This window comes from Cupriavidus sp. 05T41, from assembly GCF_056396525.1.
On record NZ_JBFTLQ010000040.1, the window covers coordinates 1 to 12,796 of the forward strand.

Sequence of the window (12,796 nt, forward strand, 5' to 3'; positions counted from 1 at the left end):
GCGCTATCACTCGCGCGGAGCATCCCGATGAAGATCCTCCAGCTGCTCGCGTCGGTCGATCCGGCCTGCGGGGGGCCGGTGGAAAGCGTGCGCCAGGGCAGCGCGCAGATGATCGCGCAGGGGCATCGCGTCGAAGTGCTCTCGCTGGACGCGCCGGACGCGCCATGCGTGGCCGCTTTCGCGCTGCCGCTGCATGCGCTGGGCCCGGCGCGCGGCTTCTACCGCTATGCGCCGCGGCTGGTGCCGTGGCTGCGCGCGCATGCGGGCGAGTTCGACGCGGTGATCGTCAACGGGTTGTGGCAGTACCACGGCTTCGGGGCCTGGCGCGCGCTGCGCAAGCTGCCGGTCCCCTACTACGTCTATCCGCACGGGATGCTCGACCCGTGGTTCAAGCGCACCTACCCGCTCAAGCACCTGAAGAAATGGCTCTACTGGCCGTGGGCGGAGTACCGCGTGTTGCGCGACGCGCGGGCGGTGCTCTTCACCGCGGAGGAAGAGCGGCGTCTGGCGAGCCAGTCGTTCTGGCTATACCGGGCGCGCGCGCTGGTGGTGCGGTTCGGCACGCAGGCGCCGCCGCAGCGGGATGCGGGCGGGGTGGCGCTGCGCGAGTCGTTCCTGGCTGCGTATCCCGAACTGCGGGGCAAGCGCATCGTGCTGTTCCTCGGGCGCATTCACGAGAAGAAGGGTTGCGATCTGCTGATCGAAGCGTTCGCCCGCACCGCGGAAATGGATCCCGCCGCACACCTTGTGATCGCCGGCCCGGACAGCGCCGGCTGGCTGCCGCAGTTGCGCGCGCAGGCGGCGGCGGCCGGCGTCGGGCAGCGCGTGAGCTGGCCCGGCATGCTCAGCGGCCCGATGAAGTGGGGCGCGTTCCATGCCAGCGATGTGTTCGCCTTGCCGTCGCACCAGGAGAACTTCGGTATCGCGGTGGCGGAGGCGCTGGGCTGCGCGGTGCCCGCGCTGATCTCGGACAGGATCAACATCTGGCGCGAGATCGAGCACGACGGCGCGGGGCTGGTCGCGCCGGACACGGCCGACGGCGTCGAGACGCTGCTGCGGCGCTGGTTCGCCATGGACGAGCAGGCGCGCAGCGCCATGCGCGCAAGCGCGAAGGCCAGCTTCGAGCGGCGCTTCACGGTCGAAGGCATGGCGGGCGACCTGCTGCGCGTGCTGCAGGCGCCGGGGACCATGCAGGAGCAGGAGCAGGTGCAACAAGCCGCGCCGGCGCCCGCCGTGCCCGTGCCGGGCTGGCGCGCGGGCGATGGTTGAGGGGGGCGGGCACGAGAAGGCAAGCGCGCTTGGCCGTCGTTGGCGCAATGTTGGCGAACGTGGACGAGCGCACGGTAGGAAGATGGTTGCAGCGAGGGTTGCCGTCCGGCTCCGGGGCCGGCGCGCGAGGAGTACGCCATGTTCATCGATACGAGAAAACTGCAGGACGACACGATGGTGATTTCGACCGTCTGCATCATCGGTGGTGGTGTGGCGGGAATTACGCTGGCGCTGGAGCTACATCGCCTCGGTATCGATGCCTGCCTGCTGGAGAGCGGCGGCTATGCCCCCGACGACGAGACCCGCGACCTGTACCGTGGCGAGAACGTCGGCCTGCCCTACAGCTTTGCCGATGGCAGCCGCAGCCGCTTTCTCGGCGGCAGCAGCAATTGCTGGGGCGGGTGGTGCCGTCCGCTGGATCCATGGGATCTGGAAAAGCGCAGCTTGGTCGCGCACAGCGGCTGGCCGTTCGGGCTCGACGAACTGACGCCCTTCTATGAGCGCACCCACGACCTGCTCAAGCTCGGCCCGAACAATTTCGACCCCGCCTACTGGGAGGCCGCGATCCGCCGGCACGACGTCAGGCGCCTGCCGCTGAGCGGCGAGTATATCCGCGACACCATCTCGCAGTTCAGCCCGCCGGCGCGCTTCGGCAAGCTCTACCGTGCCCAGCTCGAGCAGTCGCACCGCATCAAGGTGTACCTCTACGCCAATGTCGTCAATATCGATGCCAACGCCGATGCGAGTTCGGTCTCGCGGGTGTCGGTGGCCACGCTCAGCGGCCGCCGCATCCGGGTGGCGGCGCGCCTGTTCGTGCTGGCCACGGGCGGCATCGAGAACGCGCGGCTGATGCTGGCCTCGAACAATGTGCAGGCGGCCGGCCTGGGCAACGGCGCGGACCTGGTGGGCCGCTACTTCATGGACCATCCACGCCTGCTGTCCGGCAGCGTGCGCTTCAGCAAGGCATGGGAGCGCAACAAGCTGTACGACATCAAGTACCACTACCAGAATGCGGCCGTCAGCGCCTATGGCACCCATGTGTCCTCGCAGTTCGCGCTCAAGCAGGCCGTGCTGGAGCGCGAGGGCTTGCTGAATTCGCGCGTATGGTTTTTCTCGCAGTTCTACGGCGAAGGCAGTACCGGCGCGGAGGCGCTGATCCGCACCAAGCAGGCGCTGCTCAAGAAGGACCAGCCGGGGCGCAAGCTCAGCGCCGACCTGCTGACGATGGCTGCCCACCCGATCGATACCGTGGGCTTTGGACTGACGCGGCTGCTGCAGCCGCGCTCGCTGATCACCGGCGTGAAGATGCAGGCCATCGTCGAGGCCGAGCCCGACCCGCACAGCAGGGTGACCCTGTGCGAGCAGCGTGACCGGCTCGGCGTGCCGCGGGTGCGCGTGCACTGGCGCGTGGGCAGCCTGGTGCAGCGTACCTTCGACCGCACCTTTGCCCTGCTGGCAGACGAACTGCAGCGCAGCGGCGTGGCGCAGGTCACGCTGGATCCGCCCATGGAAGGGCAGCCATGGCCTGCCTCGCTCGAAGGGACGTGGCACCACATGGGCACCACGCGAATGCACGATTCGCCAAATTCGGGAGTGGTGGACCGCAACTGCCGCGTGCACGGCCTGGCCAATCTCTATGTGGCCGGCAGCTCGGTGTTTCCCACGGTGGGCGCGAACTTTCCCACCATCACCATCGCCGCGCTGGCGCTGAGGCTGAGCGGCCATATCGCGCGCGAGCTCGGCATGCCATGCGCAACGTACAAAAGCGAGGCCGACGCGCCGCGCAAGGCACCTGCAACGGTGCCCGAGGACGACCTGGCGATCGCTGCTGCCGCGATCGCGCCCGTCGTGCCGGCCGTGTCGGCGGTGATGGCGATGCCCAAGGAGTAACAGGACGTAACCAGAGGTAACCAGGCGTGACAGTGTTGCCAGACAAGACGTACAGGGCACGGACGAGCCGGCATTGGCGCAGATCTTGCGGAGATTGCCGAGCCTGCGGCGTGCCTGCGCGCGCTTGCCCGGGCGCAATGGCAACCGGTCCCGCACGCATGCGGCATGGCTTTGCGGAGGAAACCAGAATGCACGGTCAGCGACTATCTCCGGACGTCAACCATCTGCTGCTCGGCTTGCCGCGCGAGGACTGGGGTGCCATCTCCGACTACGTGGAACTCGTCCGCATGCGCCCCGGGCAACTGCTCAGCGAGAGCGGCCAGCAAGCGAGCCATGTCTACTTCCCCACCACGGCGGTGGTGTCGATGCTTTCCTACCTGGAGGACGGCACCGCCATCGAGATCGCCACGGTGGGCAACGAGGGCATGATCGGGATTCCGGTGGTCACGGGCGGCTACGCCATGCCGTTCAGGCTGGAGGTGCAGACCGCCGGCTACGGCTTCCGCCTCGCGGCGAACCGGTTGCGGCAGGAATTGCTGCGCTCGCCCGCCACGCTGCGCGCGGTGTTGCTGTACGTGCAGGCGCTGATGACCCAGATCGCGCAGACCGCGGTGTGCAACCGCTACCACTCGCTGAGCCAGCAGGTCTGCCGCTGGCTCCTGCTGTCCGCCGATCGCCTCTGTTCGAACGAGATCGCCATCACGCAGCAGATGATCGCCGCCCGCCTGGGCGTGCGCCGCGAAGGCGTGACCGAGGCCGCGGGCAAGCTCGCGGAGCAGGGCCTGATCCATTACAGCCGGGGCCATATCACGGTGATCGACCGTGGCCGGCTGGAGTTGCACGCCTGCGAGTGCTACGGGCTGGTCGCGCGCGAGTACGGGCGCCTGCTGTCCGGCCGGCCTGCCGAATCCTTCCATCGCGAGGGCGCGGGTCCTGCGCGGTCTTCCGCCGCCAGCTGCGCGCATCTGCCGCAATCAGCCCATTCAGGGAGCTGCCTGTGAATACCTTTACGCAATCCGGCCCCGCGCCGGCGTTCCGCGCGCAGGCTGCGGCCGCGCGCTCTGAGCTGGCCCGCGCGCTGCATGATCAAGCCGGGATGATATTCGGCGTGACCGTCTGCGCGGCCCTGTGCGGCGCGATCTACGCCTGGTCGCTGCCGGCCGTATACCAGGCCGACGCCATGGTGCGCCCGGATGCCGGCAAGCGCGTGTCGCAGGGCGGCAGCGCGGCGCAACCCGCCAGCGAACTGCGCGCGGATGCGCTGACCAGCCGCGCGGTGCTGACCCCGGTGGTGCGCGAATCGAGGCTGGATATTGTCGCGCTGCCGCACATGCTGCCCGTCATCGGGCCCCTGTGGGCGCGCTTCGCTGGCAACGCGGAAGGCGGCCCGCTGGCGTCGCCGCTGGCCGCCTTGTCGGAGTATGCCTGGGGCGGCGAGCATATCGATGTGCTCGCGCTGAACGTGCCCGAGGCACTGCTCAACCAGCCGCTCACGCTGGTTGCGCTCGACGACGGGCAGTTCCGCCTGCAACGCGCGGACGGCTCGATGCTGCTGACCGGCAAGGTCGGCGATGTCGTGCGCGGCGACGGCGTATCGATGAAGCTGGCGCGGCTGGATGCGCGCGAGGGAACCCGGTTCGAGCTGATGCGCCGCGACCCGGTCACGGCCTACGATATGCTCGTGCGCGGCCTCAAGACGGAAGAGGTGCGCGGCACCTCGGCAAGTGCCGTGCCGGGCACGGCGAGCGCGGATGGCGGCGCGCCCCGCGCGGTGCGCATCACCTGGCGCGATGGCGACCCGGCGCGCGCCGCCGCCGTGGTGAATGCCGTTGCGCATTCGATCTCGGATACCGAAGTCATCCAGCGGCGCGAGCAGGCGGACCAGCAAATGGATTTCGTCACCGGCGAGCTGCCGCGGGTCAAGGCGCAGCTCGAACAGGCCGAAGCCGCGCTGGCGCGGCATCGGGCCCGCGTCGGCTCGATGCAGCCGGCCGAGGAGTCGCAGTCCTACCTGAGCGGCAGCATCGACTACCAGAAGCAGATCTCCGCGCTGCGGCTCGAGCGTTCGCGCCTGCTGCGCAAGTTCACCACGGAGAGCCTGGAGGTCCAGGCGGTCGACGACCAGCTCCTGCAGCTCAACAGCGACCGGCGCAACCTTGATACCCAGCGCAAGGGCCTGACCGAGGCCGAGCGCGAATCCGCGGCGCTGACCCGCGACGTGAAGGTGGCCGAGGATACCTACATGGCCTTGCGCCGGCAATCGCAGGCACTGGCGCTGGCACATTCGGACAGTACCAGCGACGTGCGCCTGGTGGACTTCGCTGTGGCCCCGACGCTGCCGGCCGGCCCGGACCGCATCTTGCTGACGGGGCTGGCGGCCTTCCTCGGCTTGCTGGGCAGCGTCGCCGTGGCCGGGTTCAAGGGCCGCGCGCGCCGGGGCATGGCGAGCGCGCCGGAGATCGAAGGCACGCTGGCGCTGCCGATGGTGGGCGAAGTGGTATTCAGTCCGGAACAGGCCGAGCTGGAGCGCCGCAGCCTGACATCGCCGCGCTCGCTGCTCGCGCCGACGCTGATCGCCACCGAGCATCCGCAAGCCATGCGCCTGCCTTCCGGTGTCGGCGTCGGCGGCGCGGCACGCGCCGGACTGCGCGGCGCCGTGGCGCCAGCATCGGCGCGCCCGGAAGTGGTGAGCGAAGAGCCGCCGCCGGCGCTGCACGACCGCTACCTGCTCGCGCGGCAATACCCGCACGCGCCGGCCGTGGAAGGGTTGCGCACCTTGCGCGCCGCCTTGCATTTCGCCATGGAGGGCGCGGTCAACCATATCGTCGCCATCACCAGTGCATCGGCAGGGGCAGGCAAGACCTTCGGCGCGGTCAACCTGGCGGTACTGGCGGCCGAAGCCGGCATGCGCGTGCTGCTCGTCGACGCCGACCTGCGCCGCTCCCGCGTGGCCAGCCAGTTCGGGCTGGAGGGTGCGCCGGGACTGGCGGACCTGCTGTGCGGCACGCTGGCCCTGCACGATGCGATCCGGCCCACATCGGTCGGCGGGCTATGGCTGCTTGCCGCCGGCACCCGGCCGGTGAATCCGTCGGAGTTGCTGATGCTGCCGGCGCTGCGCGAGCTGCTGCTGACCTGCGACGCGGGCTTCGACCTGATCCTGGTCGATACGCCGCCGATCCTCGCGGTGGCGGACGCGGCACTGGTCGGGCGCCTGGCCGGCTCGACGCTGCTGTTCGTGCGCGCGGACTGCACGCCGCAGGAGAAGGTGACGGAGGCGCTCAAGCAACTCGAGCGCGCCCGCGCCAACGTGATCGGCGGCGTGCTCAACGGGCTGCAATTGCGCAGGAGCAACCGCGAGCGCTGCGGCGAGACCATCAGCTACCTGCGCGCCACGCCGTCGGAAGAGCCCGCCGCGCCCGGATGGCGGATCTGCTGAACCCGGCACCCCGCCGGCAAGGCTGCGGACTCCCTGGCACTACAGAAGGTGCCGGGGATGTCGCGCGGGCGCGGCAGGCCGTCACCCGGGCGAATGTGAGTGAAAACGCACGCCGGCGACGCGCCACGATGAAATGTTTGTGACAACCCTCAACTGAGGCCCTCCAGCCGCCGTTATGCGGTGGAATACCTGACGGAATTCGTGGTGAAATCCAGCGATGATGCCGGGTAGTCGGCCATGGCTGGCCACGGTCGTCGGCTCGAGAATGAGGGGGGGCAATGAATCTGATAAAAGCACTCTGGTGGTGTCCGCTGTCCTTGCTGACCACCATTTCCGTGCCGTCGCCCGATCCCGGGTTCGAGATGCATGCCGCGGCAACCGCGGCGCAGGGCGGCCACGGCGGGGGGGACCAGGTCGCCGCGGCGGCCGGGAGGGCGCGCGGCACGCAGGGCTACCCGCCCGGCAACGCCTGAGTGGATGCCGCCGCCGCGCGATACGGCGGCGGGCTGCCTGGGGTGGACCACCTAAGGCTGGCTGTTGCCCTCGGTCTGGTCCGGCGCCTTGCCGCCGGTGGGCAGGCGCGTCTGGCCGAGCAGGCCGGTGGAACTCGCGTAGCTGAAGAGATCCAGGTCGCCGCGCAGTCCCAGCTTGCGCATGGCGGACATCTTCTGCGTGCTGATGGTCTTGATGCTGCGTCCGAGGTTGGCCGCGATCCGGCTGACCGACATGCCCGTCAGGTAGAGGCGGATGACGCTGATCTCGCGCGGGCTGAGCGCGCCGAACCGTACGCGCGGGTCCACCTGGGGGATGGCGCTGTCCAGCAGTGCCTGTATGGTCGGCGAGAGGTAGGGGCGCCCGGCCAGCATCTGTCCCAGCGCCGTCGCGATGTGCGATGCATCGTCGAGCTTGCTGACCACGGACAGTTTCTCGAACCTGGACAGCTTGCCGATCTGCGCGGGATTGTCCAGCATGGTGACCACCACGATCCAGAGCCCGGGGTAGTGCCGGCGCACCAGGTCCAGCATGTGCATGCCGTCGCCGTGGACGCCTCCGGGCATGGCGAAATCCGTCAGCAGGATGTCGCACGGCAGCCGGTTGAGCAGGGCGATGATCTCGGTCGAATTGCGGGCAACGCCGGCAATCTCGATGCTGTCGAACTGGGCCAGCAGGCCGCGCAGGCCGAGCAGCATGACGGGATGGTCGTCGGCGATGACGATAAGGGTTTTGGAGGACATAGCATCGGCCAGCATGGACTCATATCCGGGAGGACGCTGCGCGGGCGCGCAGTGATCGTAGGCATGGCGGCGCGGGGCGCCGGCAGGGCCGTCGGCTTCAGACTGTAGCCGCGACGGCGCGATGGCGGTTTGCGAAATTTCGGCAAATCAGGGGATATGCGGCGCTGGCGGGACCGGCGCACGGGTTCGCCGGGGCAAGGGACGGGCGGCTGTGGCGGGGGTGGCTGGCCGGAAATGGTCTATTTCGCCACGTGGCCAGTATTTTGGGAAATCTCCGACAGTTCGCGCGGAAAATTCCTCACGACTGTGAAGTAACGTCATAACATAATCCGCGCTTCACCTGCGAAGGCGTGGCAGTGCCGGCGCGGGCGGGCAGAGTGTGGGAATCTTGGGGGAGAACGGGAGTGGCAACGATCCTGATCGTCGACGATCATCCGGCATTGCGCCTGGTGATCAAGACTCAGTTGTCGCAAGTGCTGGGGGTCGGCAATATTCTGGAAGCCGACAATGGGCAGGCTGCAATCGAAGCCGTGCGGCAGTTCGAGCCGGATCTCGCCATCCTGGATCTCGACATCCCGCGCATCAGCGGCCTCGACGTGATCCCGCGGCTCAAGCTGGTCCATCCGCCGATCCGCATCCTGGTGATCTCGGGGCAGGACCAGGCCACGTTCGCGCCCCGCGTGCGCCAGGCCGGCGCGCAGGGCTTCGTCAGCAAGATGCAGGACATGAAGGAGATCGTGCGCTGCGTCGAAGCGGTGATGGCCGGCTACACGGTATTTCCCGAGATGCGCCAGCAGCGCGAGTTGCCGCAGGTCATTCAGCGGGCGGACGAAGAACGGCTGATGCTGCTGTCGGACAAGGAGATCGTCATCCTGCAGATGCTGGTCCGCGGCTTGTCCAACAAGGCCATCGGCGAACTCCTGTTCATCAGCAACAAGACGGTGAGCAGTCACAAGACGCGCATCATGGGCAAGCTGCAGGTCAGCTCGCTGGTGGACCTGGTCGACTTCGCGCGGCGGTGCAGGCTGTCGCCGGGGCAGTGACGCGCGCGGGTGGCACGGGCAAGCCGTGCCGCTGCAGTGCCGCAGCGCGGCTGCCTGCCTCCGCCTTGTGCTTTCCTGCCTCCCGCCCGTTCTCGTCCTAGTTGCGCCTCGGTTGCTCTTCGCCGCTTGCTTCGGCAAGGTCTTCATGCGGGGCAACCGTGCCTTGCGCGGTCGCGCCGAGATAGCCGCGCAGCGTGCGCTCCAGCGTGGCCAGCCCGACCGGCTTGACCATCACGCCATTCATGCCGGCGGCCAGCGCGCGCTGATGGTCTTCGGACTGGCCGCTGGCGGTGCAGCCGATGATCGGGATCCGGCTCACGGCGTCCTGCCGGGCGCGGATCGCGCTGGCGAGTCCGTAGCCATCCATCACCGGCATCATGCAGTCGCAGATCACCAGGTCCGGGGGCGCGCGCAGGATGGCCTGCAAGCCGAGCGCGCCGTCTTCGGCCGTGCAAGAGGCGATGCCGAGCCGCTCTAGCTGGCGCACCAGCAGCAGGCGGTTAGGCGCGTGGTCGTCCACCACCAGCACGCGGCAGGCGGGTGGAAACGGCGCGAACCCGGTGCGCTGGCCAGGTGGCTTGGATTGTGCCGGCGCGGCGGCCGACACTTCCAGATCGAGGCGCACCACCACCCGCGTGCCTTGCCCCGGCGCGCTTTCGAGGGTGACCTCGCCGCCCATCTTGCGCACCAGGCTATGCGAGATCGACAAGCCCAGCCCGGTACCGCCGGTATTGGGGCGTCCGGCCGATTCCACCTGGACAAAGGGGCGGAACAGCTTGCCGATGGCTTCGACCGGAATGCCGATGCCGCTGTCTTCGATCACGATCTCCAGTGCCTGCCGGCCATCGCGCGCGGCGTTGCCGTGCAGCCGGACCTCGACACCACCGCGTTCCGTGAAGCGGATTGCGTTGGAGACGAAATTGCCGATGATCTGCCTGATGCGCAGCATATCCACCAGATGGGCCGGCGCCACTGCGTCGTCCACGCGGAGCTCCAGGGTCAGGCCCTTTTGCGCCGCCACCGGCCTGAACATCCGCACCACTTCATGCAGGCCCTTGCGCAGGCATGCGGCGCGCAGTTGCAAGGTGAACTGCCCCGCCTCCAGCTTGGAAAGATCGAGGATATCGTCCAGCAGCGACAGCAGCGAGGTGGCCGCGCCATGCGCCGTGCCCAGCTGCTCGCGGTCGCGGGTGCCGCGCCGGCGCGTCAGCGTCAGTTCCAGCATGCCGAGGATGGCGTTCATGGGGGTGCGGATCTCATGGCTGATCGAGGCCAGGAAGGTGGATTTGGCGCGGTTGGCCGCCTCCGCGCGGTCCTTCGCGGCGGCCAGTTCGGCCAGCATCTGTTCGCGCTCGGTCACGTCGATCCAGCCGCCTACGATGCCGGCTGTGCGGCCGTCGGCCCGGCGCAGCTGTACCGCCCAGCTGATCACGCTGCGCATCTCGCCGTTGATCACCAGGCGGCGGTCGGCGCCGAACGGCAGGCCGGTTTTCAGCACGTGCCGGTAGATGTCCCTGCATTCTTCGTGGCCGATGTCGGACGGGACCGTGGAGCGCGCGAAGCCCGGCGCGGTGCCGCGCAGCGCTTCGCGCTTCGCGCCGAGCGCGTTCTCGTAGGCGCTGTTGCAGGTGATCATGCGCAGCGCGTTGTCGCGCAGGAAGATCGGTTGCGGGATGCCGTCCAGCACCGTGGCCTGGAACGCGAGCTGGTCCAGCAAGGCATGTTCGGCCGCGGTGCGCTGCGTCACCTGGCGGCGCAGCGAAGTCACCCATGCCAGGGACAGCCCGCTTACTGCCAGCGGCAGGGCCGCGCCGGCCATCAGCCAGGGCAGCAGTTGCCGCCAGGCAAGCACCGGCGTGCGCGCCTGCGTCCAGTGGGCGCGCATGGCGCCGAGATCTTCGTGCGAGATGCTGAGCAGGGCCTTGTTGAGGATGGCGAGCAGTTCCGGATGCTTGCTGGTCACGCCAAGGCCCACTTCCAGCGGCATGCCGCCCGTGGCCGTGGCGATGCGCAGTCGGCCCGCGTAGGCACGCTTGAGCATGTAGTCGGCCATGAAGGCGCTGGCGATGGTGGCGTCAGCCTTGCCCTCGGCCACCATGCGGAACGCTTCCTCGTAGGTGCCGGTCTCGTGCCGCCTGACGGGGTAGCTGGCGCCCACCAGTTCCTGGATCCCGTTGAATGGCGGCCCCGCAATGACCTTGCCGGCAAGGTCGGGCAGGCTGTGGGTGCTGTCGTTGCCAACGTGCGTGACCACCACCCAGTTGCCTGAATAGTACGGGGCGCTCACCGTCAGTGCGCCCAGGCCGGTGGCCGGATGGTTCAGCGGCAGGACCGGCACGACGTCCAGCGTGCCGGTGTCGATGTCGGCGCTCGCGGCCGCGGCGCTGGCGGGCCAGTAGGGCACGAAGCGCAGCCCGGTGCGCTGCCCGACCAGATGCAGCACCTGCTCGGTCAGTCCTTCGAGCCGCTGCCCGGCGTCGATGAACTGGAAAGGCATGAGATCGCGCGACGCCAGGTAGCGCACGTCCGGGTGGCCGGCGAGCCAGGCGCGCTCGGCGGTGGACAGGTTGAGCTTGTCGGCGATGTTGAAATCAAGCGCAACGGGAACCCAGGCGTTGTCGATCTGGCGCTGCAGTGTCGCGGGCAGCCCGGCCAGCGCGCGGTCGACGATCCTGCCCAGCGCGGGGTCGGCGACGGCGAAGCGCACGCCATCCGGCGCGATCGGCGCGAAGTTGCGCGCGGTCAGCTCGTCATAGTTGTACTGGTCGATCAGATAGCTGGCCGCGGTCGCGCTGGTGACCATCACGAAATCCGCCTTGCGCACCAGTTCGTCGAGCGCGCCGAGCAGGTTCCCGAACGGCTGCAGCGGCGCATCCGGGTAGGCCAGCTGCAAGGCATCCGGCGATACCTCGCCGCGCAGGTAGCCGATGGTGCGCACCGCTTCGTTGTGCTCGCTGTCCCGGCGCGACACCAGCTCGACCAGCCGGTGCGCGCGGTAGGGCGCGGTGCGCAGGCCGTCGGCGTGCCCGTCCAGCGTAGTGGTAGCCAGGTCGATGGCGCCTTCGTCCAGGGCGCGCCGCGCGGCTTGCTGCGACGGATAGCGCTGGATGGACAGCGGCATGCGCAGCCGGGCGGCGAGCACGGCGAGGTAGTCGGCCGAAATCCCGCGGTATTCGCCTTCCAGGTCGATCAGGTCGAACGGCGGCAGGTAGTTGCCCACCACGCCCACCCGCAGGCTCCGCCGCGCGCGGCGCCAGGTCGCCAGTTCGGGGTCGTCGTCCAGCGGTGCGCCGCTCCATTGCGCGGGGCGGGTGCCAGGGGCCGTGGAGGCGGCCAGGGGCTGGGCCAGCCGGATCTGGGAGTTCAGCAGCAGGGCGGCGGGCGGCGCCGGTTCCGCCGCTGCGGGCATGCCGTGGCACAGCGCCAGCAGCGAAACCGCGAGGCCTCCGGCAAGGCGGCCTTGCCGCGGCGGCGACGGCAGTTGCGTTCTCCGGGGCGGCAAGCCCTTGGCGAAGCGCGGCGGAAGACAGCGGCACATAAGGGAGTCTCGTCGAAGGCCGGCAGGCCGGCAGGGTTCACGCCGGCAGCCGTGGCCGGGAGGACGCCGCGGGTTCGGGGCGGCTTTCGTGACGAATGTAAGGGCCGCCAGGACCGGCATCGCTGTGAAACATCTGAAATGATCGTCGGCACTTTCCGCTACTTGCGTACGCAATTGCCTACGCCGGGGGGGCGGCGGCGAGGGGATTGTCCGGAGCACTGGCGGCGAACAGGTGATTCATGCGTAGCGGCATCACTGCTGCGATGGCCGCGATAGGGCGGCCCTATCCAGTAACAATAGTATTTTTCAATCAGTGTATTTGTGACGATAAATTGTACAAATAAAGGGGGCGCCCTCAGAATCGGGTCTTCGCTGCAACACACGC

8 protein-coding genes are annotated in these 12,796 nt (G+C 68.8%); 6 read left to right on the top strand and 2 right to left on the bottom strand.

Features of this window, described 5'->3' with window-relative positions; translation table 11 throughout:
• Nucleotides 1–27 precede the first annotated feature (27 nt).
• The 5 genes from AC1DKV_RS22805 to AC1DKV_RS22825 all read left to right on the top strand — a co-directional run bounded on the left by AC1DKV_RS22805 (nucleotide 28) and on the right by AC1DKV_RS22825 (nucleotide 7,068).
• Nucleotides 28–1,269 (top strand): glycosyltransferase, encoded by a 1,242-nt coding sequence (locus AC1DKV_RS22805; protein ID WP_441614552.1) that lies wholly within the window; start codon nucleotides 28–30, stop codon nucleotides 1,267–1,269.
• Between the two features lie 138 nt (nucleotides 1,270–1,407).
• Nucleotides 1,408–3,159, top strand: coding sequence for an FAD-dependent oxidoreductase (locus AC1DKV_RS22810; RefSeq protein ID WP_477138045.1), 1,752 nt, complete (start codon nucleotides 1,408–1,410; stop codon nucleotides 3,157–3,159).
• A gap of 188 nt (nucleotides 3,160–3,347) precedes the next feature.
• Complete coding sequence (locus tag AC1DKV_RS22815) at nucleotides 3,348–4,160, top strand: Crp/Fnr family transcriptional regulator (RefSeq protein ID WP_441614548.1); 813 nt, start codon at nucleotides 3,348–3,350, stop codon at nucleotides 4,158–4,160.
• On the top strand, nucleotides 4,157–6,595 hold the full coding sequence (locus AC1DKV_RS22820; RefSeq protein ID WP_441614546.1) for a polysaccharide biosynthesis tyrosine autokinase: 2,439 nt from the start codon (nucleotides 4,157–4,159) through the stop codon (nucleotides 6,593–6,595). Before AC1DKV_RS22815 ends, AC1DKV_RS22820 begins: the two co-directional genes overlap by 4 nt.
• Before the next feature lie 278 nt (nucleotides 6,596–6,873).
• Nucleotides 6,874–7,068, top strand: a complete 195-nt coding sequence (locus tag AC1DKV_RS22825) for a hypothetical protein (protein WP_441614544.1) — start codon at nucleotides 6,874–6,876, stop codon at nucleotides 7,066–7,068.
• Between the two features lie 51 nt (nucleotides 7,069–7,119).
• Here AC1DKV_RS22825 and AC1DKV_RS22830 read toward each other — a convergent pair whose 3' ends face one another.
• A complete protein-coding gene (locus tag AC1DKV_RS22830) occupies nucleotides 7,120–7,845 on the bottom strand; it encodes a response regulator (protein WP_477138046.1) in 726 nt (241 codons plus the stop codon).
• Between the two features lie 389 nt (nucleotides 7,846–8,234).
• On the opposite strand from AC1DKV_RS22830, the gene AC1DKV_RS22835 reads away from it, so the two are divergent.
• Nucleotides 8,235–8,873, top strand: coding sequence for a response regulator (locus AC1DKV_RS22835; protein ID WP_441614540.1), 639 nt, complete (start codon nucleotides 8,235–8,237; stop codon nucleotides 8,871–8,873).
• 97 nt (nucleotides 8,874–8,970) lie between these two features.
• Here AC1DKV_RS22835 and AC1DKV_RS22840 read toward each other — a convergent pair whose 3' ends face one another.
• The gene (locus tag AC1DKV_RS22840; protein ID WP_441614538.1) at nucleotides 8,971–12,411 is read right to left on the bottom strand and encodes an ATP-binding protein; all 3,441 of its coding nucleotides are present in this window, start codon (nucleotides 12,409–12,411) and stop codon (nucleotides 8,971–8,973) included.
• Nucleotides 12,412–12,796 lie beyond the last annotated feature (385 nt).